General features: G+C 43.9%; 26 protein-coding genes and 1 tRNA gene. 11 read left to right on the top strand and 16 right to left on the bottom strand.

The genetic code is table 11. The features are described 5' to 3' along the window. Nucleotides 1-85 precede the first annotated feature (85 nt). The 3 genes from CXF83_RS03970 to CXF83_RS03960 all read right to left on the bottom strand — a co-directional run bounded on the left by CXF83_RS03970 (nucleotide 86) and on the right by CXF83_RS03960 (nucleotide 1,284). Nucleotides 86-523 (bottom strand): hypothetical protein, encoded by a 438-nt coding sequence (locus CXF83_RS03970; RefSeq protein ID WP_101090294.1) that lies wholly within the window; start codon nucleotides 521-523, stop codon nucleotides 86-88. A gap of 138 nt (nucleotides 524-661) precedes the next feature. After that, complete coding sequence (locus CXF83_RS03965) at nucleotides 662-838, bottom strand: DUF3012 domain-containing protein (protein ID WP_101090295.1); 177 nt, start codon at nucleotides 836-838, stop codon at nucleotides 662-664. Nucleotides 839-924: 86 nt separating this feature from the next. Continuing rightward, complete coding sequence (locus tag CXF83_RS03960; protein ID WP_101090296.1) at nucleotides 925-1,284, bottom strand: STAS/SEC14 domain-containing protein; 360 nt, start codon at nucleotides 1,282-1,284, stop codon at nucleotides 925-927. Between the two features lie 192 nt (nucleotides 1,285-1,476). Here CXF83_RS03960 and arfB point away from each other — a divergent pair, with 192 nt between their 5' ends. The 5 genes from arfB to CXF83_RS03935 all read left to right on the top strand — a co-directional run bounded on the left by arfB (nucleotide 1,477) and on the right by CXF83_RS03935 (nucleotide 4,135). Next, entirely contained in the window at nucleotides 1,477-1,899 is a 423-nt protein-coding gene (arfB, locus tag CXF83_RS03955) for an alternative ribosome rescue aminoacyl-tRNA hydrolase ArfB (RefSeq protein WP_101090297.1), read from the top strand. Between the two features lie 93 nt (nucleotides 1,900-1,992). Further along, the gene (aroQ, locus tag CXF83_RS03950) at nucleotides 1,993-2,445 is read left to right on the top strand and encodes a type II 3-dehydroquinate dehydratase (protein WP_101090298.1); all 453 of its coding nucleotides are present in this window, start codon (nucleotides 1,993-1,995) and stop codon (nucleotides 2,443-2,445) included. 15 nt (nucleotides 2,446-2,460) lie between these two features. Further along, complete coding sequence (gene accB, locus CXF83_RS03945) at nucleotides 2,461-2,919, top strand: acetyl-CoA carboxylase biotin carboxyl carrier protein (protein ID WP_101090299.1); 459 nt, start codon at nucleotides 2,461-2,463, stop codon at nucleotides 2,917-2,919. Nucleotides 2,920-3,018: 99 nt separating this feature from the next. Further along, nucleotides 3,019-3,681, top strand: a complete 663-nt coding sequence (locus CXF83_RS03940; protein WP_101090300.1) for an SDR family NAD(P)-dependent oxidoreductase — start codon at nucleotides 3,019-3,021, stop codon at nucleotides 3,679-3,681. A gap of 100 nt (nucleotides 3,682-3,781) precedes the next feature. Beyond that, nucleotides 3,782-4,135: a hypothetical protein gene (locus CXF83_RS03935; RefSeq protein ID WP_101090301.1), complete on the top strand. Its 354-nt coding sequence runs from the start codon at nucleotides 3,782-3,784 to the stop codon at nucleotides 4,133-4,135. Nucleotides 4,136-4,144: 9 nt separating this feature from the next. On the opposite strand, the gene CXF83_RS03930 is transcribed toward CXF83_RS03935, so the two are convergent. Continuing rightward, nucleotides 4,145-4,786, bottom strand: a complete 642-nt coding sequence (locus CXF83_RS03930) for a DsbA family protein (RefSeq protein WP_101090302.1) — start codon at nucleotides 4,784-4,786, stop codon at nucleotides 4,145-4,147. A 289-nt stretch (nucleotides 4,787-5,075) separates the two neighbouring features. On the opposite strand from CXF83_RS03930, the gene CXF83_RS03925 reads away from it, so the two are divergent. Then, nucleotides 5,076-5,510 (top strand): DUF3859 domain-containing protein, encoded by a 435-nt coding sequence (locus CXF83_RS03925; RefSeq protein ID WP_101090303.1) that lies wholly within the window; start codon nucleotides 5,076-5,078, stop codon nucleotides 5,508-5,510. Between the two features lie 85 nt (nucleotides 5,511-5,595). After that, nucleotides 5,596-6,462 carry an AraC family transcriptional regulator gene (locus CXF83_RS03920; protein ID WP_101090304.1) on the top strand — a complete coding sequence of 289 codons (867 nt, stop codon included), beginning with the start codon at nucleotides 5,596-5,598 and terminating at the stop codon, nucleotides 6,460-6,462. A 262-nt stretch (nucleotides 6,463-6,724) separates the two neighbouring features. On the opposite strand, the gene CXF83_RS03915 is transcribed toward CXF83_RS03920, so the two are convergent. Continuing rightward, nucleotides 6,725-6,815, bottom strand: a tRNA-Ser gene (locus CXF83_RS03915). Between the two features lie 44 nt (nucleotides 6,816-6,859). Further along, on the bottom strand, nucleotides 6,860-6,991 hold the full coding sequence (locus CXF83_RS22950) for a hypothetical protein (protein ID WP_257982779.1): 132 nt from the start codon (nucleotides 6,989-6,991) through the stop codon (nucleotides 6,860-6,862). Between the two features lie 99 nt (nucleotides 6,992-7,090). Between CXF83_RS22950 and lepB the strand changes: the two genes are divergently transcribed. After that, nucleotides 7,091-7,759 (top strand): signal peptidase I, encoded by a 669-nt coding sequence (gene lepB, locus CXF83_RS03910; protein ID WP_101090305.1) that lies wholly within the window; start codon nucleotides 7,091-7,093, stop codon nucleotides 7,757-7,759. 166 nt (nucleotides 7,760-7,925) lie between these two features. Continuing rightward, nucleotides 7,926-8,438 carry a TlpA family protein disulfide reductase gene (locus tag CXF83_RS03905; protein WP_101090306.1) on the top strand — a complete coding sequence of 171 codons (513 nt, stop codon included), beginning with the start codon at nucleotides 7,926-7,928 and terminating at the stop codon, nucleotides 8,436-8,438. Nucleotides 8,439-8,505: 67 nt separating this feature from the next. On the opposite strand, the gene CXF83_RS03900 is transcribed toward CXF83_RS03905, so the two are convergent. Further along, complete coding sequence (locus tag CXF83_RS03900; protein ID WP_101090307.1) at nucleotides 8,506-9,024, bottom strand: hypothetical protein; 519 nt, start codon at nucleotides 9,022-9,024, stop codon at nucleotides 8,506-8,508. A gap of 233 nt (nucleotides 9,025-9,257) precedes the next feature. On the opposite strand from CXF83_RS03900, the gene ubiD reads away from it, so the two are divergent. Next, nucleotides 9,258-10,739 carry a 4-hydroxy-3-polyprenylbenzoate decarboxylase gene (gene ubiD, locus CXF83_RS03895; protein ID WP_101090308.1) on the top strand — a complete coding sequence of 494 codons (1,482 nt, stop codon included), beginning with the start codon at nucleotides 9,258-9,260 and terminating at the stop codon, nucleotides 10,737-10,739. A gap of 76 nt (nucleotides 10,740-10,815) precedes the next feature. Continuing rightward, nucleotides 10,816-11,526 (top strand): NAD(P)H-flavin reductase, encoded by a 711-nt coding sequence (gene fre / locus CXF83_RS03890; protein WP_101090309.1) that lies wholly within the window; start codon nucleotides 10,816-10,818, stop codon nucleotides 11,524-11,526. A gap of 110 nt (nucleotides 11,527-11,636) precedes the next feature. Here the strand turns inward: fre and CXF83_RS03885 are convergent, their stop codons facing one another. From CXF83_RS03885 to CXF83_RS03845, 9 genes are all read right to left on the bottom strand, one after another. Next, nucleotides 11,637-12,923: a winged helix-turn-helix domain-containing protein gene (locus CXF83_RS03885; protein WP_101090310.1), complete on the bottom strand. Its 1,287-nt coding sequence runs from the start codon at nucleotides 12,921-12,923 to the stop codon at nucleotides 11,637-11,639. Between the two features lie 231 nt (nucleotides 12,924-13,154). Continuing rightward, nucleotides 13,155-14,000, bottom strand: a complete 846-nt coding sequence (locus CXF83_RS03880; RefSeq protein ID WP_101090311.1) for an ABC transporter permease — start codon at nucleotides 13,998-14,000, stop codon at nucleotides 13,155-13,157. Then, the gene (locus tag CXF83_RS03875; protein ID WP_101090312.1) at nucleotides 13,997-15,001 is read right to left on the bottom strand and encodes an ABC transporter ATP-binding protein; all 1,005 of its coding nucleotides are present in this window, start codon (nucleotides 14,999-15,001) and stop codon (nucleotides 13,997-13,999) included. The genes CXF83_RS03880 and CXF83_RS03875 overlap by 4 nt, the downstream gene beginning before the upstream one ends. Next, nucleotides 14,991-16,322 (bottom strand): nitrous oxide reductase family maturation protein NosD, encoded by a 1,332-nt coding sequence (gene nosD, locus CXF83_RS03870; protein WP_232775023.1) that lies wholly within the window; start codon nucleotides 16,320-16,322, stop codon nucleotides 14,991-14,993. The genes CXF83_RS03875 and nosD overlap by 11 nt, the downstream gene beginning before the upstream one ends. Nucleotides 16,323-16,342: 20 nt before the next feature. Then, nucleotides 16,343-16,828 carry a nitrous oxide reductase accessory protein NosL gene (locus tag CXF83_RS03865; RefSeq protein ID WP_101090313.1) on the bottom strand — a complete coding sequence of 162 codons (486 nt, stop codon included), beginning with the start codon at nucleotides 16,826-16,828 and terminating at the stop codon, nucleotides 16,343-16,345. Nucleotides 16,829-16,961: 133 nt separating this feature from the next. After that, nucleotides 16,962-17,909 carry an NrfD/PsrC family molybdoenzyme membrane anchor subunit gene (nrfD, locus tag CXF83_RS03860; RefSeq protein WP_101090314.1) on the bottom strand — a complete coding sequence of 316 codons (948 nt, stop codon included), beginning with the start codon at nucleotides 17,907-17,909 and terminating at the stop codon, nucleotides 16,962-16,964. Between the two features lie 2 nt (nucleotides 17,910-17,911). Continuing rightward, nucleotides 17,912-18,616, bottom strand: coding sequence for a 4Fe-4S dicluster domain-containing protein (locus CXF83_RS03855; RefSeq protein WP_101090315.1), 705 nt, complete (start codon nucleotides 18,614-18,616; stop codon nucleotides 17,912-17,914). A gap of 54 nt (nucleotides 18,617-18,670) precedes the next feature. Next, nucleotides 18,671-19,387: a nitrite reductase gene (locus tag CXF83_RS03850; protein ID WP_101090316.1), complete on the bottom strand. Its 717-nt coding sequence runs from the start codon at nucleotides 19,385-19,387 to the stop codon at nucleotides 18,671-18,673. Between the two features lie 46 nt (nucleotides 19,388-19,433). Further along, the gene (locus tag CXF83_RS03845; protein WP_101090380.1) at nucleotides 19,434-20,225 is read right to left on the bottom strand and encodes an FKBP-type peptidyl-prolyl cis-trans isomerase; all 792 of its coding nucleotides are present in this window, start codon (nucleotides 20,223-20,225) and stop codon (nucleotides 19,434-19,436) included. Between the last annotated feature and the right edge of the window lie 44 nt (nucleotides 20,226-20,269).

Below are 20,269 nucleotides of genomic sequence, written 5' to 3'. Positions count from 1 at the left end.
AGATAAAATACAACTGCAGGTTAGCGACGAGAGCAAAGCGCTATCATCGTGACTCAGAATTTTTGTATTTTGGTGCTGATAGGGATCAAACTATAGGAGGGCGGTAATCTTGCAATGGTACGGGTGGTAGATATTGCTTATTACTGGCATGCAACATATCGTCGACTGGAATGGCAGGTGTTATCGACGCAATTGACATTGCGGTGACATGACCACCATGACAAGGGCAATCAAGACACAAATCAAAACTCTTCGACTCTGTCTTAACAATAGTATGTTTATGCAATGCAGAGCCTTGTTCGCTAGCTTGTTGCTCTAGCGAACAGGTACAGTCATCAATACATTGCACTAATGTGCTGACTTCAGCATTAAATTTGACGTGTGGGTGACATTCGCTCTCTTGCTCATGATCGCCTAAATGTAACTGGTGCGCGCCAAGATTTCCGCCTACAAATTGCAGGAGAACAATCGCGATAAGCACGGCTGTTAGCTTTAGAAGATGTTGAGGAGCAAATAAACGCAAACTTCACCTATCAATTGAATTAAAAAACACAGCGGTCTGCCAGATATGACCGACATAGTATCTTAAAGTTCACTTCGCACAACTTTTTATATTGCCCTTAGTGAACTTCATCGCATTTAGTGCCGCGGGATGATAGCGTTATTTAAATACACAATGTTTCGCATAATCAGTAGCTTCATTAGTGCTCCAGTCCCCAGACGGTTTCTCACTCATCTGCTGGCACCAGGCTTCACTACCCACTTCAGGCGCACAGGCGGTCATACCCATGGCCAACACTAACGCCAAACATGTTGCTGATAATTTTGACAGAGACATCTTTAATCCTTTTTATAGACTGAGAGCAAGTACTCACCCGTATTTATTCTTGGACTAGTATACCAATACCTATGCATATATAAACTCTAGGTACGCGCAGCAATCCAATCGATCGCTTGTTGTTTTTGCTCTAACGGGTACCACGCTACTTCACCTTGCATAAAGGGCCCTAGCAACCTAACGGCATTACCAAACCAGTCAGGGCCACCGACCAGTACCAAGGCCTCGAAATTGGGTAATTGCACCTTGCCACTCCCCGCTAACGACTCATGCTGCCAACCTTCAAGCAAGACATCTGCTTCAACGTATAAACACACTTTGCCATTGTTATCTCGGTATTTTTCAATCATCGGCTGCAATATTTGAGCGTAATCTTCAGTGGATAATCGACCACTGGCAAATAAGCTAATGACGCCTTTGGCGATATCTGGGATCTTACACAGCATATATAGGCTCCATAACGCTACACTTTAGTTTAAAAAGTCGTATCAATAATCGCTTGATGATAGCAAATCAAAATTGAAGGAAAAGCGGCTTAAGCCCTTATTTTAGCTTAAAGTCTGTTAACATTGACCTTCATCAAGCTTAGCATCGTCAACTTGGGCTTGAAATGAACCTTTTAGAGTAGGCATTATTCCTTGGCATTAATTAAAATATCCAACGCGGTTTCTATTCAAGACAACGAAATTGAATGGCAATTTATACGCTCCAGTGGCGCTGGTGGTCAACACCTCAATAAAGTATCTACTGCAGCGCAGCTGATTTTCGATATTAAGAACTCATCTTTACCTGAGTTCTACCAAGCACGTTTGCTCTCTAAAGCCGATCATCGCATCACAAAAAGTGGCAAGATCATTATCAAATGCCAACAGAGTCGTAGCCAGGACTTTAACCGTCAAACGGCGCTAGAGCAGTTTGTCGCTTTAGTTGCGAGTGTCGCTGTCGTACAAAAAAAGCGAATTGCCACTAAACCGACTAAAGGCAGCCAACGTCGCCGCATTGATAGTAAAAAGCAGAAAGGGGCAACCAAAGCCCTAAGACAAAATAAAAGTGAACATTGAACATTGAACACTAATTTTAGTTCAACAACCTATTGATTGATTTTAAATCAATCAATAGCGTACTTTAATACGGTTTATCCAAGGGGATTTTTTATGAGCAGCCAAGCCAAAATATTACTCGTCAATGGTCCTAATCTGAATTTACTCGGACGCAGAGAGCCCGGGCATTATGGACATCATACCCTTGAGCACATTGTTAATGGCCTAAAACAGCAAGCTGCTGATGCCAACGTGCTGTTAGATCATATTCAATCTAACGCCGAGCACCTATTAATTGAGGCGATACATAATACCGATGCCGATTTTGTCATTATCAATCCCGCGGCTTTCACCCATACCAGTGTTGCGCTGCGCGATGCACTTTTAGGCGTCGCAATCCCCTTCATCGAAGTGCATCTATCTAACGTCCATAGTCGCGAACCTTTCCGCCACCACTCCTATTTCTCCGATAAAGCCGTGGGGGTTATTTGCGGTTTAGGCGCTCAGGGTTATCAATTTGCACTGCAATCGGCGATCGCTCAGCTGAACGCATCAAAACAAAAATAAGGTCACTGGCCCAATATGGATATTCGTAAGATAAAAAAGCTGATTGAGTTAGTTCAAGAGTCGGATATTGCCGAACTAGAGATCAAAGAAGGTGAAGAGTCGGTGCGTATTTGCCGTCACAGTCCGCTGCCTATTCAAGCTGGCGTACAAACATTTCTAGTCCCCGCAAGCAGTGTGGCCGCGCCGACGGCAGAGCCAAGTTCCAATACTGGCGCGAGCAAACACTATGATGATTTAGACAGCCATAAACTGCTATCACCCATGGTTGGCACCCTCTATCTGACTGATAAAAATACTGACAAGCCATTATGCTTTCTAGGGCAACAGGTAAAGCAAGGCGACATTGTTTGTATCATTGAAGCCATGACGATGATGAATCGTATTGCGGCGGATAAAAGTGGCACCATCACCGCTATATTAATCGAAGATGGTGAGCAAATAGACTTTGAACAACCACTGCTAGTAATAGAGTAATTATACCTAAATACGCCTACAATTACGCTGGCGCAACACCTCTGCAACGAGCATATTCAGGTCGTTGTGTATAGACAGAATCAAAGGAAATAGACCGCGATGGTATTGATCACAGGTGCAAGCTCAGGTTTAGGCGCAGCGTTGGCGACACTATACAGTCAAGAATCCGCAGTTTGCATCAGCGGTCGTAATGCAGAACGTTTAAACACTCTCGCGGCAAACTTGGGGGCCAATGTCACCCCTCACAGCTGCGATCTCAGTAATGAGCACTCTGTCATCAGCTTATTTGATTCATTGCCACAAACGCCCTCTGTCATCATTCACAGTGCGGGGAGTGGCTATTTTGGTCGTTTAGAAGAGCAATCCGCAGCGGCGATAAATGCCTTGATCAGCAACAATGTCACCTCGGCAATAATGCTCCTGCGCGAGGCCGTAAAACGTTATAAAGATAAGCCTGTCACGGTGGTGATTGTGATGTCAACGGCCGCACAAATGGCTAAGGCTGAAGAGTCCACTTATTGCGCCGTAAAATGGGCGGTGCGAGGTTTAGTTGAGTCGGTTCGACTAGAGTTAAAGAGCCATCCGATGAAACTGATTGCGGTATATCCAGGGGGGATGGCAACATCATTTTGGGATACCAGTGGTAAATCCCTTAATACCAGTCACTTTATGAGCGCAGAAGAAGCCGCTCTGATGTTAAAGCAAGCCCTGACGGCAACAGAACATGGCTATATCTCTGATATCACCATTAACCGCGGATAATAGTGATACACGAATTAAAGCGTGAAATAAAAATAATGGAATCGTTTTCTATACTTATAAAAATTGATTTACATCACTCAACGTCCACTTAGGAGTATTGATGCGAAGTTGCCTTATATTCACCCTATTTACCGCACTGTGTTTATTTATAGGCTACCACGCTTATTTTTTCATTATGCCTAGCGTTGAGATCAACAACCAGTCCGGGCAACTACTGACCCGCGTTGAAGTCAGTCTCCCCAACAATAATCTGGTATTCGATAATATCGAACCGTCTAAAAGCATGCGTATTCACCACAGCACCGAACAAGTGGATGGTGAATATATCTATCGCATCCGGCTGTCTTCTGGTGAACAAATTAACGGCCGCTGCGGTTATGTTACCCACAACCAATATATGAAAGTACTCGCCTTAACCGTCAACAATGAGCACCACGTTAACTGTGTAGAGTAGCCCTAGCCACTAGACTTCGAGTTTGGCCTCTTTCATCAGCAGTGCAATTTGGTTAAAGCTGGTTGGTGCATTTTTATAATCCAACTCAATTAATATTAAGTCGCCATTTAGCGCCAGCACCAAAGAGGGAAAGCCCTGAATGGGTAACCGTCTTGTTTGACTTATCTCTTGCTGCAATCGACTTTTGGTTAAATCACTATTGAGCGCTTTAGCAAAAGCCTCACGATCCATTGCTAACTTGCTGGCGATATCAACCAATGTTGTATCATCTGAAGGGTTCTTCGCTTCAAGATAATACGCCTGCTGCACCGCAAGATAAAACTCGGCTTCTAGCCCTGCATCCCGCGCCAACAATATTGCACGACACGCTGGATAGGTGGCTCTTTTTGGCTGACACTCAGTCCAAAAATCAAAGTTAAATTGAGTGCCTAACTGCACTGAAATACGCTGCCATGTCTGCTGTAAAAAGACCTGCATATCTTGCGGCATCGGCTCGTCGGTATCGGCTGCTAGCCCGCCTAAACGATACTCAATAGCGAGGTCTGGGAATTGTTGTTTTAGTTGGTTTTCTAACAGTGACCATGTTGGTTTATAACCCCAACACCAGCTGCACATAGGGTCGTAGACGTAAAATAGAGTAGCAAGATTCATAAAGTTGACTTCATCCTAATTGAATTGAGAAGTAAGTAAGCGGCTTATGCAGTTTCAATCCATAGCATCAACACTACCTAGCTATCAAATTGATGATTATAAAAATGCTAATGTTCGATACATAAGTCCACATCAGATTACCTTGCCTGCTAAAAATGTCCACTCGAACAGCATTTTATGCTGTACAGAAATATTCACGTTTAATCCTATTAGCTGCGTAACATGAAAGTTGGCGCTATTTTGGGTATCCTTATTACCTCTTAAACTCTTACATGAAGACTTGCCACTCATGTCTAAACTCAAACCTGATGTCAATATCATTCGTAGCGGTATTTTCACCCAATGGGACGAAGACAGTGATGACTTGCCTAAATTGACGAAAGCAACGATACACGTGCCCGCTGAAGTCGACATTGAGTTTGGTTTTGTCGCGCAGATAAAAAAAGCCAAGAACCAAGTATTACGCTACTGCATATACCATCCCGACATTCCCGATGCCAACGGCGATATTCGGCCCCCCTTTGACGGTGAAGTTTACATAAAGTCTAATGACTGGAAGTTCTACATTGGCGACACCATCTGGGCACCAGAACACAATAAAGTCGGCAAATGGCGCATGACACTTGAGCTCAAAGGCAAAGTCATTGCCGAGAAAACCTTTAAAGTACACCTCAATGAAGAGGGTGACAAAATAGGTGCATTCTGGAAGCGACGCGGATTTTAACGATTAATAAACTAGTCAGCAATTTCGGTCAGGTAACGTCTGTGGTTCACTGTAATAATAGCTTCGCACTTGAGGAGAGATTGAAATGAGCCAGCAGACAAGCCAACACTATTCAGCCAAAATTGTCGCGATTTGCGATTATATTGCCCTGCATTTAGACGACGACCTAAATGTGCAACAGTTGAGTCAGGTGGTTCATTTTTCGAAATATCATTTTCATCGACAGTTTCAGGTTTTTACCGGGATCAACGTTGGGAGATACATCTTGATGATGCGTCTTAAAAGAGCCTCATATCGATTAGTATTTCATGCTAATGAGCGGATAACGGATATCGCGCTTGATGCTGGCTTTGAAAACTCAGAATCCTTCTCTCGTGCGTTTAAAAAGGCATTTATACAAACTCCATCTCAGTTTCGACTCACACCGAATTGGCAGCTGTGGAGTGACGAATATGAGAAAATGAACCTAACGAGGAATGATACTGTGAATATAGAATTAACCCATAGAGAAGAGACACAAGTTGCTGTATTGGAACACCACGGCGCGCCGCAAACACTCAACGACTCACTCCAAAAGTTTATTGAGTGGCGCAAAGCCACAACCGACTCTCCAGTGGCCAGCAGCCAATCGATAGGCGTGCCGTATAACGACCCCAACACTGTACCTGCCGAGCAGTTTCACTTTGACATTTGTGGCTCCCTCACCCAAGAGTTACAGGCCAATGATTACGGCGTGATCGCCAAAATGATTCCCGGCGGCCGCTTTGCCAAAATAAGACATTTAGGATCGCATCAGCAGATGGATGAAAAAATCTATCAATTCTACCGCGATTGGTTACCTACAAGTGGAGAGCAATTAAGAGATTTTCCGCTGTTCTTCCAATATATGAACCTGTTTCCAGCAGTCCCTGAAAACGAGCTGATTACCGATATCTATTTTGCATTGAAATAGTGGCTATCGCCTTACACCAGAGCGATTAAATAGCGTTATCTTAATGCGGCTGACTCTAATCAAGAGGAACAATAGGATTCTTATTATCCCATACGAAAAAGGGCTACCATTTCTGGTAGCCCTTCATCTTAATGTGGCGGAGAGATAAGGATTTGAACCCTACGTGACTGCGCTACAAACCCTAAGCAGACTCTAACTATCATTATCTTTCTTTTCCCATACGAAAAAGGGCTACCATTTCTGGTAGCCCTTCATCTTAATGTGGCGGAGAGATAGGGATTTGAACCCTAGATAGGCTACAAACCTATGCCGGTTTTCAAGACCGGTGCATTCGACCACTCTGCCATCTCTCCGAACGCCGTGAATAATAGGGATATCGAGTTAGAATGTAAAGCCTCTATTTGTTCAACTGGGCAACAAATAGACCATTTAATGCATTTTCTGCAATATAGCGGTTTTCTTGCTGTATTATCCAGCAAATTGGCACGTAAAAATCATCGATACAACCCTCTACAGACTCGCAATTCATATTTGGTTACCTTTATATCTAGCTGAAATATGAATTTTTGCAGAGTGACATAGTCTCAAATTGGAGAATAAGCACCAAAATCAATAAAGGAACTATTGTATGAGAAGATTTCTAACGCTACTAAAACAGAACCGCTCACTTATTTTGTTTATTTCATTAATGCTGGTGTTCAGAAGCGCAGTTGCCGACTGGAACAGTGTCCCCACAGGTTCAATGAAACCCACCATCGTCGAAGGTGATCGTCTACTGGTGAATAAAATGGCTTACGATCTCCGTATTCCGTTTACCCATATATCCATTGCCAAGCTTGCTGATCCGCAACGTGGCGACATCGTTATCTTTGACTCAAAGGCCAGTAACAAGAAATTGGTCAAGCGAGTAATAGGCCTTCCCACTGACACAATAGTAATGCGCGACAATGTGTTATCGATTAATGGTGAAGTACTGCAGTATAGCGACGCGTCCGAGCCAAAATTGGATAATTCAGACATTCGGGTTGAGCACCTTTTGGGCTTAAGCCATCAGGTAAAAATTGCAGGGATGTCGGGGCAAGGTGTTATTACACGTCAATCTAGTTTTGGCCCCATTACAGTACCAGAAGGGCATTATTTGGTGCTTGGAGATAATCGCGAACATAGTGCGGATTCAAGAATGATTGGTTTTGTGCCAAGAGCCGAAATCGTTGGCCGTTCAAAAACCGTGGTATTTTCGGCTAACTACGATAATTACTACCTGCCAAGACCAGAGCGTTTCTTCCATTCGCTATAATATTGAGTAAAGGGACCCCGTCCTTTTCTCACAGGCTAGCTGCCTATGGTCTCTAAGCACTATCAGCCGACTTTGCTAATGCTGCATACAACAAGCTTTAAGAAGCCTTATACAAATGGGTTAGGCTTTGTTACTTTAGGGCGACTTACAGATGAATGGATGCCCTATGAGAGCCCTAACACTGATCCTAATCAGCTTGTTTATATTGACGACAACAGGCTGCGCAAACAATATCGAACACGCCACTGCTCAGCAAAACAAAACAGAATACTTAACCTATGTGGAAGCCGGTGACAAAGTGCCTGTAACCCATTTTGTTGATACTCAAGGAAACAGCATTGACCTGAGCGAGTCGCGTAATAATAAGTTACTCATTTTATTCGCCACTTGGTGCCATGATTCACAACGCACCATCAAACACCTCACCGCGTCAGATATTTATTTGAGCCCTAATGTCGATATTATTGGTATTGGTCGAGAGGAAAATAACGCGGCGCTCGATAAGTTTGCCCAAGAGTATGAACTCAACTTTGCCCTCGTTGCTGATACCGATAGAAGTATCTATAACCAATTTGCCAACACAGGTATACCCAGATTGATATTACTCGATGCTGACAATAATGTGGTCAAGACCCTTATTGGTGAAACTGAGAATGTAATAACTGAAGTGGTTTGGTGATTTGCATTAGCGTGAGGTCGCGCTTATATGTGCGACCTTGTTAATACATGTTTGACACCAAACTAAGTTAATCAACCTTGTTGTAGGTTTTACTATTCCAGTCAAACACGTACTCGACCCCTTGCCACTCATAAACAGTGTGACCATCTTTTTGTACCACACGGGCATTTTCCGGCAAATGCGTTAAGCCCGTTGCATAGCTAACACTGGTTGTCACTCGTTCTGGAGGCGATATAACTTTAGCCTCTGCTTGACGGTAAACAGGCTGCTGATAACGATAAGGGGATGTATATTGGTTACGATTATAACCCCAACGAGAACCATAGTGGCCCCAGCCTGGACGGTAATAGCGGCCACGATATGGGTACGAATACCACCCATTTGATACACCAACATTCCAGCGCCATGGGTCATTAAAATTTGAATTCCAACCACTGCCCCAGCCTACGCCCACACTAACGTTACTCACAGCCCATAGTGGCGGTGCGACAAAGCGTAAATGCTGCTGTGAAACCGCATTACCAGCCCATGCAGAACTCGACACCAGCAGTATTACCGTAAATAACCTCACTAAAAGTTGTTTCATCGCCATACTCCTACGCTAATATTACATTAGCAAAACATAAAGCATTGACCTATTTTACGCCCAAATACGATTTACACCAATGCCATTTAAAGTCGTGTCGAATGTTAAAACCAACCTATAACTAACGACTGGATCTTTAGCGTACTCGGCTTTGATGAACAGGCGTTTAACGCCTACGTGAATAATGCTATAGTGCGCGCCATATCACACTTTATAGCGATGAGAATTCCCCTATGAGTTTTAAGGATTTACGCAGTTTTATAGACCACCTAGAGAGCAATGGTGAGCTTAAGCGTATTAGTCATCCAGTCGACCCTCATTTGGAAATGACAGAGATTGCCGATCGCGTTCTGCGCTCAAAAGGCCCCGCTCTGTTATTCGAAAACCCTGTCGGCAATGACATGCCAGTGCTAGTGAATCTGTTCGGTACGCCGAAACGAGTCGCTATGGCTTTAGGTAAAGAAGATCCTCTCGCACTTCGAGATGTCGGTGAACTACTCGCGTTTCTAAAAGAACCAGAGCCACCGCGCGGCTTTAAAGATGTGATCGCAAAAATCCCGATGTTTAAGCAAGCCTTAAACATGCCGCCTAAAACAGTGCGTAATCCACCTTGCCAACAAGTGGTCAAAAGCGGCGATGAAGTTGATCTAACCCGACTGCCAGTCCAACACTGCTGGCCAGGAGACGTTGCTCCCTTGGTGAGTTGGGGGCTGACAATTACTAAAGGTCCACGCCAAAAGCGCCAAAATTTGGGGATCTATCGTCAGCAATTACTTGGTAAAAACAAACTGATTATGCGCTGGCTTGATCATCGCGGCGGCGCATTGGACTTTAAAGATTTCAAAGAGAAATACCCCGGTGAGCGCTACCCCGTCGTCGTGGCTATTGGCGCTGACCCTGTCACCATTTTAGCAGCCGTGACCCCTGTACCAGACACTATGAGTGAATATGCCTTTGCGGGATTGCTCCGTGGTGAGCGCACTGAAGTGTGTAAAGCTATCACTTGTGATTTAGAAGTTCCCGCCACCAGCGAAATCATTCTCGAAGGCTATATCGATCCTGATGAGATGGCTGAAGAGGGTCCATACGGTGACCATACCGGTTACTACAATGAGACAGACTCTTTCCCTGTCTTTACTGTGACCCACATGACCCATCGAAAAGATGCGATATACCACAGCACCTACACCGGCCGTCCACCTGATGAGCCAGCTATGCTAGGTCTAGCATTGAATGAAGTTTTTGTGCCTATTTTGCGCAAACAATACCCAGAGATCATCGACTTCTATCTGCCACCAGAAGGTTGCTCATACCGTATGGCAGTGATCTCTATCCGTAAGGAATATCCGGGTCATGCCAAGCGTGTGATGATGGGTGCGTGGTCGTTCTTACGTCAGTTTATGTACACCAAATTTATTGTTGTCGTCGACGAAGACGTCAACTGTCGAGATTGGAATGATGTGATCTGGGCCATTACGACTCGAATGGATCCCAAGCGTGACACAGTAATGATAGAAAATACGCCTATCGATTATCTCGATTTTGCTTCGCCTGTTACTGGACTCGGTTCCAAAATGGGCATGGATGCAACCAATAAATGGCAAGGTGAAACCGATCGTGAATGGGGTACACCTATCGTGATGGATGAAGCCGTCAAACAAAAAATAGATGCTATATGGAGCGATCTAGGAATAGATGACGCCCCCACCCTATAACGCGGTATAGCCCCTAGGCGATACGCAAAATGTATGTTGAATAAGCTTCCAAAGAGAGGCTCATCAAGGATTAAAGATGAACACCATTAGTTGTACAATTGAAAAAGTCGCACCGTTTAATGATGCGGTATTTCAGGTTATTTTAAAGTCTGCTGTTGCCTTTGATTTTAAAGCTGGCCAATACCTTTGCGTCGTGATGGGAGAGACTGACAAGCGTCCTTTCTCTATCGCTTCAGCGCCTGATAGCCAACACTTAGAGCTTCACATTGGTGCTGCGGTTAGCGAGAGCTATCCAATGCAAGTGGTTGAGCGCCTTAAAGACTGCTTAGCGAATAACAGTACAATTGAGATTGAAATACCCGGTGGCGACGCTCATTTACGCCATGACAGTCTGCGCCCACGTTTACTGATTGCTGGTGGTACTGGATTCTCTTACATCAAGAGTATTGTTGAGCACCAGATAGCACTCGGACAAGAGATTGAGACCACGCTATATTGGGGTTGCCGCACCATTGATGCGATGTACTATGAATCGATTGCTCGTGAGTGGCATGATGCACACCCTTGGTTGCACTTTGTGCCCGTGGTAGAAGAGGCGCCTAGCGACTGGAATGGCAAACAAGCTAACTTGTTAGAGCAACTAAAAACTGACTTTGTGAGCTTGAATGGCTACGACATCTATATTGCAGGCCGGTTTGATATGGTCGGTGCAGCGCGAGAAGTGTTCCGTAGCATGGGGGTTGAAGAAGACCATTTATACGGTGATGCATTCGCATTTATTAAATAACAGTCCCCATTAATCTGAGTCCAGTTTAAATCACATCAAAAACTAATAGGGCACTCATATTCATTATTGAGAGCCCTATTTTGTGCAGATTTTTTCTTTAGATCTGGTGTTTAGATCCTTACCTGATCATACTTATACCAAGCGACAATGCTGCCCAATATCGGTGAAATCCACACGGCACTATTCTCATCAGTATGCACTCGATAAAAATACAACACTTCATCGGTAATATCGTGTTTCCTAATCGCTCGATAGAAATACATTGCTGACGGACTAACACTTTCAGGTTTAATAAACTCTTTTTGACTCACTTTCACTTGAAACACATCAACATCTAAACCATTAATCTGTTGCTGATATTGCTTAAACGTACCACGCAGCTTGTACTTAATCGGTGTCGTTAGGCAGTCTTCATCAGTAATACAAGCCGCCGAATAAAATTGCCCGCTATTATCCCCCTCATAGATCAATGACAGACTGAGATCAGAACGTACCAATAGCTCTCCCGCCACAGGAAAATAGACATCGGCATGATAGTGGTGCTCGGTAATGTCTCCGAGTTCATTTTCATTTTCATTGCGAGGAATTATAATCTTGTTGTAACGGATCCTTTTCTCAAGCCGCTCAGTAAGCTCAGCAAATTGACTGATATTAAGCCCTGCTGGATTAGGATCAATTGCGGTGATGTTCATCAAGTTATGGCCAGTACATTCACCATCAATAACGTTGGGACAGACCGCCATTGAGTAGTTACGCCCATCTGTGGCGACATAGCCTTCGAAGTCGTCAATATGGGTTAAATGGTTACTTTCGGGGGCTAGATGCTTTTGCCACATTGACTGATGTAGATGCTCAACATTACTTTGATAAAACATCGGTACGATCTCTTTAGTGCCGCCGATGTTTAATGCTATTTTTTTATCCGCATTCCACAAACTGCTGTTCTTAACCGTGCTGTGATAGTCACTGTTATACCAACACCACAAAATGAGTATTAAAACGACTAAAATCCCGCCGATTTTGACCAACATAGGAACATCTATAAGCGCTGTTTTTATCGATTCAGCATCATTCACCGCCAGCATTTTAATATGCGATCGCTTCGATACATATAACTCATAGCCACGGCGAGCCACGGTTTTAAGTTGTACTTCTGGATAGGCTTCTAGTTTTTTCCGCAGCGTGCTAATGCATTGTGTTAAAGAGGTAGCGGCAACAACACGATCAGGCCAACCGGCATCGAGTAATGCCTCTTTTCCACATACGCTATCGGCAATCAACAATTGATATAAAACTGCAGATTCTGAAAACGTCAGGCTGATCGTCGTATTATTAGCACGATCGACCAGTTGCTTTGCCTGCTGATCTAGCTCCAGATATGGAGTAACTCTTAGCAAGATTAACCTCTTAAAATTTAGTCATTTGAGTGAGCTAATTAAACCTGCACATTGTCACAAATTATAGTGATAGAAATAAATTGCTATTGTGACAAAAACCTCAATTAAGTGTTCATAGTTAATTGAGGTATGTCATTGTTCACAAAATGAAAAGTATTTATGAACAATCAGATTTAGCACTCTCTAATTTTGCGTCATCATGCCACATTTAGACTAGATAAAGGAAACCCTTTATAACGGTTTACGACTAAAGATCCTTTGAGAAATAACAACCAAAGCACAGATCCAGACCAACATTAACGAATACATCACCGACATACCCCAATCGATTTCGCCGATCATTGCAAACGCAGTACCCGTGCTATCCGCATCAACAGACACCAAATTAATCGCTCGATAGAGATCGGTTGGGTTCAATGCAATCAGGATATTCAGCACCTGCTTATCCATAAACACCACATCAGATACCAATACCGTGAGTAGCAGCAGATCGTAAATTAACACCAAAATGAACCACACAAACAATAGCCCAGCGACTGCCTTAGCCTTCTCTGTCGCACGCAAACTAACGATATAACCCAACAAGATAAAAATCAGCGCTAATAAATTACTGCTAATGATGAATTGCCCAAAAACACTCACCACTTCGACCACTGAGTATTGGCTACCAAAAACAAGCAATAGCACTGCCGTCGAACCAAAAGCACAACTGGTGGTAATGAGCATAACCACGCTATGGCCCAGCAGTTTACCAATGAGAATTTGGCTACGACTGATAGGATATGACAATAACAACAATAATGTACCAGCCTCTTGCTCACCGACAAAGCTGTCGTAACTGAGCAAAATCGCCGCTAAGGGGATAATAAACACCGAAGTGGTGGATAGACTCGACATTAAATTGGCTAGTGGAGGTAAAGCCAACTCCCCTGTTACCGCGCTCCCCGCAAACGTGACGGATAAAGACAGCAACATAAATATACTGCCCATAAATAAGATCCAACGATTACGTAAACTATCACGTAGCTCTTTGTAAGCAATGACCAGAATAGGAGAAGTTAACGATATGCTATTCATAATAAACTCTGACCTGAGATAGGACTAAATAAAGACTGTAGTGACTGCAACCAACCTTTTTTCGACGTAGCCGCCACGGCAATATCCGATGGCAACGGACTCAGGGGTTGTTGTTGCATAAAGTGATGGTAAATAGCCTCTAAACTTGGCTCGATGACGCTGAAATCAGTACAAAACTTCTGTCGAACTAAATATTCAATGACAGTCTTACGCTCGCTGCTAGCCACTAATAATGCTTGTCCATGACTAAAAGACTGTAAAAAACCATCGCCCTGCACTTTATCAGTGAAATTTGGCAGCCTAATCTGGGTCTTTAGGCCACTTGCGTGGCGCAAATCATCGAGTGTTCCAGAGCCGACTCGACGTCCCCCCGCCAGCAAGAGAGCACTATCGAGATGCTTCTCAACAATTGACAGTTCATGAGTACATACAATCACTGCGCAGCCCTGTTGCTTGAGCGACGCTATTTTTTGATACAAAAACTGTGAGGCTTGTGGGTCAAGGCCAACGGTCGGTTCATCCAGTAATAAGATATCAGGGTGCGACAAAATAGCCTGAGCCACGCCAAGTCGTTGCTTCATTCCTTTTGAGTAGGTCTTTAAGGGGCGATGCTGTGCGTATTCTAATTCAAACTCAGCTATAAGTTGCTTAACCCGTGGGGCTTTTACCCCTTTTAGCGCGGCAAAATAGCTAAGCACCTCCCAACCCGTTAACTTGTCATAGAAGCTGACATCTTCTGGCAGATAACCCAGATTGACTCGCTGCTGTGACGCTTGTCCTCTCTGTACTGTTAACTGACCTGTAGTGGGCGGAATTAAGCCTAAAATCAACTTTATTAGGCTAGATTTACCGGCGCCATTATGGCCGAGCAACGCTAACGTTTGCCCTTGATACACATCCAAATTAATGTCATGTAATACCTCAACATCACCAAAGCGTAGCCCCACATGTTTAACGTTGACCACTGGGATATTATAAGTTGGACTCGTATTACTGTTCATAGACAAACTCACTTTCGAACATATCTGACTCAACAGGATGATTGATCGGAAACGGCTGCATTAGCGGGTAATCATCTTTAATGCCAGTGACCGTGAATACGGTCAGTTGCGACTCAACCCAACGCAGAAGGGAAACAACTGGGCTATTCATTAAGAATTTGGCTTCAGGATAACGCCAAAAAAGTTTGTCCATTGAATCATTAGGTTGATAACTCTGCGCGCCAATGCCATCTTGAGTATGATCCCAGCCCATGTAGCCACTCCAATAGTTACCGCGACCCGCTAAGCTCCACTGCAGTAACTCATCGCCCACATATTTCACTTGAATAAGGTTATTAATAAAGTTGTTCTCATAAATACGGTTCTTCTCTCCACCCATTGCCATCGCAATACCTATATCACTCATCGCAAACTCATTCCCACGGATCTCATTATCTAAGGCGCCGTAAATGAACATGGCTCGGCCTTGATTGCCCAAGGCTTCCTGTCCATTAGGATTATGGATATTTCGTAATACATTGAACTCAATACGCGCACCATTGGTGATGTTTAATAACACGCCATACTCAGTGGCATTTTGTGTCCTGTTATGATGTAAATACACCAATTTTGAGCTCATGATCGCGTAACCACCGTTCACATTTTCGCTCACATTACCGTAAGCTTCACCTTGCTCGCTATACATGTAATGAATGCCGTACTGCAGCCCATAAAAGCGGTTGTTGGTAACTAAACTGCCTTTACTCGACTCGATATAGACGCCATCTCTGACATGATCGATTTTATTGAATTCAATGACGGCCTGCTCAACGCGATTGAGATAAATGCCATCACCTCTATCAAGAACGTGCAACAAGGGATTACCAGAGATTCGATTATGGCGGATAGTCAACTCTCGGCTATCGTCGGCGCGGATCCCAAACCCATCGCCCACTAAGCGGTTACCGTTAATCGTTATCTTGTCCGTTTGTTCTGCAATCCAAATACCGGCATCATTTTCATACAGATCGGCGCCCCAATTTCGAATGCTGAGACCTTGTATAGCTACATCGCTGGCACTGACTTTTATCGCACTGCCATGGCCTAGAGCATCAATATCAGCACCCTCTAACCCTTTCAACATTAACGCTTTAGTGATCTCAAAATTACCGGTGTAACTAGCAGCTTGCAGTATTATGGTATCCCCAGCGTTAGCACTAAGTAACTGCTCACGTAGCTCAGAGTTATTATTAACTATCCATGTTGCCGCCATCACAGCATTGCTAAGCACAACGATTGCAATAATCGTAATATGGGCGATAACATGAGCCATTTTTGACATTGAAATAAGCCTAATTAAGGTTACTCACCTGCAAGTAACTGGGTATCAATTTGGTCATAACTCAGCACTATGCCGCCTAACTCCTGAGAAAATTTGAGCGCGCCTTCTTTAGTACCAAAACTAGCAACCGCTGGACCCATTACCGCTTTTTTACTCGCACCATAGACATACCATGCTGTTTTAGCATCAATAAAGGCGCTATCTTCGGGCGATTCCCAATTCGTTGTTGCCATATCATGCACAAAAAGGTCCGTCACTTGACGTTGATTTTCGCTTTGTAGTGCAAAATTAAACATGTCTCGAGTCGAGCAGAATTTAGGAGTAACCAGCTGTCCTTTTAGATGCACCTGACCTTTAGGCCCAGGATATTTCTTGATCATCATGCCGCACATATGACAACGATCATGTTCATGAATGGCTTGTGCTACGACTACAGCGGTGTCGCTGGAGTCCTGACTACACGCAAATAATAAAGGCAATAACAGCAAGCCCCATAACTTTTTCATTGACGACCTCAACTCCAGTAATAATTGTTTTCTAACTGACTTAGCTTTCAGTTCAACACCCAATTGCAGCCCTGCAGGGGCGGCGCAATTGGGGGCTGACCTACTCGCTCTTTGTCACATATACTTTGGACTATTAAATCGCAAAGTTTTGTCCCGCATACAGAATGAACAAACGTAAACACATCATGCCTGTTACCGCACAAACACCTGAGGCATAAAATGCTTTAGCAGAATGGCTAAACGACTTACTGGTGGCAAAGTTCAGCAACAGCGGACCAGCAAAGCCTATCCCTATAACCCCGAGCCAAAACACGTTTGCCCACTCACCAGAATGAAAAGCAACAAAGGCACTTTGTGCGCCTGCGTTTCCTGTCATTAACGAGGTGACAATCATAAAAATGAACATGGCTTCAGCAAACATAATCGGCCATTCAGCACCATGGAGTAGCTTCATGTCTTGGCTATGCAGATCTTCTTTGAAGAATGACACTGCCAACATTTTTGCTGATGCTGCACCCGCTGAGATCCCTGACGCAATGAATAACGCCGGCAACACCGATGTATTTATGATGGGGAAACGGATCAAGGCTGAGATAAGGAAACCTGTGTAGGCACACACTGATAACGCTAATATCAACACCAGCACTTCAATTGGCTTGCGCACACCTTTCAATTTTTCAATGATCGGTAATAACGCTTTCAGTGCTGGTATTGAGCGCAACTCCTCTTCTAGTGCCAGTAATGCAACAATCGCGGTTAATGGGATATAAACCGTTAAAGCAATCACACCAATTGACATCACAGAACTAAGGTTGTAATAAACCAAAATCCTCCAGAAGAACAAAGGGTTAGTTAAGTCTAAAACTAAACACAACATGCCCAAACTGATGGTCACAAACGAGATTACGGCTGCCGCTTTATAGAAAGGCGTGTTGGTCGTCTGTTTTTTATAGAAACGAATAAATATCGCAGTGGCTAGCGCTCCACCGGAAATTCCCGCAAAAAACAGATAAACCGCAATCGGCCAAGGCCAGGCAATGCCCTCAGATAAGCCGATGGTAAAATCAATAGTTCCGTCCATAGCTATACCCCTAACTTAACAATTGGTATGTATCTCAAGCTCGGTTCAGTGCCAAATTCAGGCTTGATCCGCACGGAGTCCTTCACTCTTAAAAGCTTGCTCACATAAGAGGTAGGGTCATTCGCATCACCAAAAATCAACGCATCATAACGGCATTGTTGCACGCAAGCTGGAAGCTCACCTTTAATCAATTTACTGTTTAAACAGAAATCACAGTTATCCGCTACATCGGTTTCTTTATTGATAAAACGCGCATCATAAGGACAAGCACCAATACAGTATTTACAACCTGCACATTTGGCTTTATCCATAGTCACAATGCCCGTTTTTTCATCTCTATGGGCTGCGCCCGTAGGGCAAACAGTGACACAAGGAGCGTTCTTACATTGCTGACAAGAAACACGCACATATTTGCGTTCGCAATTACATTCTGTTTTGCCACAATGAGGACATATTTCACCCGCTACACCACCTGATAACTGCTCCATAACCATGCGAGACTTACCATCGGGTAGATTATTTGCGACATTACATGCGTCCTTACATTCACCGCACCCAGTACATTTATTTTGATCAAACACCATCACGTAATGGGGTTTGTTTGCATCTGACTCTTCTTTGACTGAACTGCACCCTAAGGGCGCTATTATCAAAGAGCTGGCTCCTAAGCATTTAAGGAACCTCCGTCTCTCTATATTTTCACTCACAGCATCCTCCATCTAGCCAGCTATATTGCCGACCTATTCTCTATTGGTGTGACTTTACTCAGATGCAGTCACTGAACGATTAGCTATTTTTTGCTCGGTTCTTAAAATTGCATTGTTAATTGAGGCTCTATTAAAGCTCTGGCTATCGCTACGGAGTAACAACTGCCAATGTTCAATCGCTTTGGCATACTCTTGATTGAGATAAGCATCCGTCGCGATCAGTAATTGCGCTTGGGATTCAAATTCATCAAGGGCTAACGCTCTAGCCAAAACTAAACGGGTATCGATGCTCATCTGGCGGCCATCACGGTAGTACATGGCAGTCGCTTTCATCCCTAAGGTTTGAGCATCCTCACCAGTAAAGGCAAGTAGTTCATTTAGCGTCGCAACAGACTGGGCATATAGCCCGCCATCGACATAAGATTGAGCCAAAGTTAACAATGCAATTTCGTTGTTAGGTTGCTCGTTGACTTTACGTGCATTTTTATTGATATCTGCGGCGATCAGATAATCAATGTTGTCGTCTATTACTCCTTTATCCCACTCGGAAAAACGGCCTAACTGGCTATAAAGCACCAGAGGTACAATTAATATCACTAAAGAGATTACTGTTGGCACTGCTCCATTTACGGCTCTTCCTTTAGCAGTAGACAAAATATCTTGGCTCGCTAGATCAGAACGTTGGAGATGACGAGCTTGAAGGTGATGGCCCCAAACACACGCAATGACACTAACCAGACAACAACCAATGCCAACAGCAAGACTACTCATAGTGACTCTCTAATTTAGTTAGATAACGACTCAGGCACTTAACGTACTAGTGCGCTTTGTCCATTCCCATCATGCCACCCATTCCCATGCCGCTAAGTCCCATACCGTGGGAGTTTTCGCCTGGGGCTTCAACTTTGACGAGTTCAACTTCAAACACCAACGTTGAACTTGGCGGAATGATACCGACCTGCTTTTGACCATAGGCAAGCTCAGATGGAATTGAAAACTTGTAGGTAGAACCTTCTGTCATTAGAGGGATCCCTTCTTGCCAACCCTCAATGACACTCATTAAAGCAAAACGATTAGGTTCATCACGATCGTAGGAATTGTCGAATTCAGTACCATCAACCAAGTAGCCTTTATAGTGCACAGTGACCACATCTTCAGGGCCTGGTTTACGTCCTTCACCCTCTGATATCACTTCGTATTGCAAACCCGAATCGGTCACACTGACGCCGGGCAGCTTTTTGTTATTGGCTAGGAAGGTACTTCCGGCTGTAATATTTTGTTGAGCTATTCGCTCTTCAGCCGCCTCTTTAGCACTATTGAGTTGCACTGAGCGCTGATTTAAATAGGTGAGGATCTCTTCATCTGAGAATTGTGGATTATTCTTCAGTGCATCCACGACACCCTCAATAACCAGTTCAACATTAACCTCTGCACCCAACTCTGTTTGAGCGAAAATCTGGCTAGAGAGGTATTTACCGATTGAGGCGCCGATACTATATGACTCTTTCTGTACGTCGCTAGTCAGGTCTGTGTTTGCCATGCTGTTAGCGGAAATAAATAGCGAAAGTCCCGTCACAACAGCTAAAGACGTTTTTACAAATGTTTTCATGTTCATCATCTCTTTTAATAAGGTCGTCATTCATTAAATTGATT

Source organism: Shewanella sp. Choline-02u-19 (genome assembly GCF_002836205.1).
Taxonomy (GTDB): domain Bacteria; phylum Pseudomonadota; class Gammaproteobacteria; order Enterobacterales; family Shewanellaceae; genus Shewanella.
This window is presented reverse-complemented; position numbering and strand designations above follow the sequence as displayed.

Excerpts from the sequence above, each read along its gene's own strand:
- CXF83_RS03965 (WP_101090295.1), bottom strand. The coding sequence starts at position 838 with ATGTCTCTGTCAAAATTATCAGCAACATGTTTGGCGTTAGTGTTGGCC.
- CXF83_RS03960 (WP_101090296.1), bottom strand. The coding sequence starts at position 1,284 with ATGCTGTGTAAGATCCCAGATATCGCCAAAGGCGTCATTAGCTTATTT.
- aroQ (WP_101090298.1), top strand. The coding sequence starts at position 1,993 with ATGAGCAGCCAAGCCAAAATATTACTCGTCAATGGTCCTAATCTGAAT.
- accB (WP_101090299.1), top strand. The coding sequence starts at position 2,461 with ATGGATATTCGTAAGATAAAAAAGCTGATTGAGTTAGTTCAAGAGTCG.
- CXF83_RS03940 (WP_101090300.1), top strand. The coding sequence starts at position 3,019 with ATGGTATTGATCACAGGTGCAAGCTCAGGTTTAGGCGCAGCGTTGGCG.
- CXF83_RS03935 (WP_101090301.1), top strand. The coding sequence starts at position 3,782 with ATGCGAAGTTGCCTTATATTCACCCTATTTACCGCACTGTGTTTATTT.
- CXF83_RS03930 (WP_101090302.1), bottom strand. The coding sequence starts at position 4,786 with ATGAATCTTGCTACTCTATTTTACGTCTACGACCCTATGTGCAGCTGG.
- CXF83_RS03925 (WP_101090303.1), top strand. The coding sequence starts at position 5,076 with ATGTCTAAACTCAAACCTGATGTCAATATCATTCGTAGCGGTATTTTC.
- CXF83_RS03920 (WP_101090304.1), top strand. The coding sequence starts at position 5,596 with ATGAGCCAGCAGACAAGCCAACACTATTCAGCCAAAATTGTCGCGATT.
- CXF83_RS22950 (WP_257982779.1), bottom strand. The coding sequence starts at position 6,991 with ATGAATTGCGAGTCTGTAGAGGGTTGTATCGATGATTTTTACGTGCCA.
- lepB (WP_101090305.1), top strand. The coding sequence starts at position 7,091 with ATGAGAAGATTTCTAACGCTACTAAAACAGAACCGCTCACTTATTTTG.
- CXF83_RS03905 (WP_101090306.1), top strand. The coding sequence starts at position 7,926 with ATGAGAGCCCTAACACTGATCCTAATCAGCTTGTTTATATTGACGACA.
- CXF83_RS03900 (WP_101090307.1), bottom strand. The coding sequence starts at position 9,024 with ATGAAACAACTTTTAGTGAGGTTATTTACGGTAATACTGCTGGTGTCG.
- ubiD (WP_101090308.1), top strand. The coding sequence starts at position 9,258 with ATGAGTTTTAAGGATTTACGCAGTTTTATAGACCACCTAGAGAGCAAT.
- fre (WP_101090309.1), top strand. The coding sequence starts at position 10,816 with ATGAACACCATTAGTTGTACAATTGAAAAAGTCGCACCGTTTAATGAT.
- CXF83_RS03880 (WP_101090311.1), bottom strand. The coding sequence starts at position 14,000 with ATGAATAGCATATCGTTAACTTCTCCTATTCTGGTCATTGCTTACAAA.
- CXF83_RS03875 (WP_101090312.1), bottom strand. The coding sequence starts at position 15,001 with ATGAACAGTAATACGAGTCCAACTTATAATATCCCAGTGGTCAACGTT.
- nosD (WP_232775023.1), bottom strand. The coding sequence starts at position 16,322 with ATGTCAAAAATGGCTCATGTTATCGCCCATATTACGATTATTGCAATC.
- CXF83_RS03865 (WP_101090313.1), bottom strand. The coding sequence starts at position 16,828 with ATGAAAAAGTTATGGGGCTTGCTGTTATTGCCTTTATTATTTGCGTGT.
- nrfD (WP_101090314.1), bottom strand. The coding sequence starts at position 17,909 with ATGGACGGAACTATTGATTTTACCATCGGCTTATCTGAGGGCATTGCC.
- CXF83_RS03850 (WP_101090316.1), bottom strand. The coding sequence starts at position 19,387 with ATGAGTAGTCTTGCTGTTGGCATTGGTTGTTGTCTGGTTAGTGTCATT.
- CXF83_RS03845 (WP_101090380.1), bottom strand. The coding sequence starts at position 20,225 with ATGAAAACATTTGTAAAAACGTCTTTAGCTGTTGTGACGGGACTTTCG.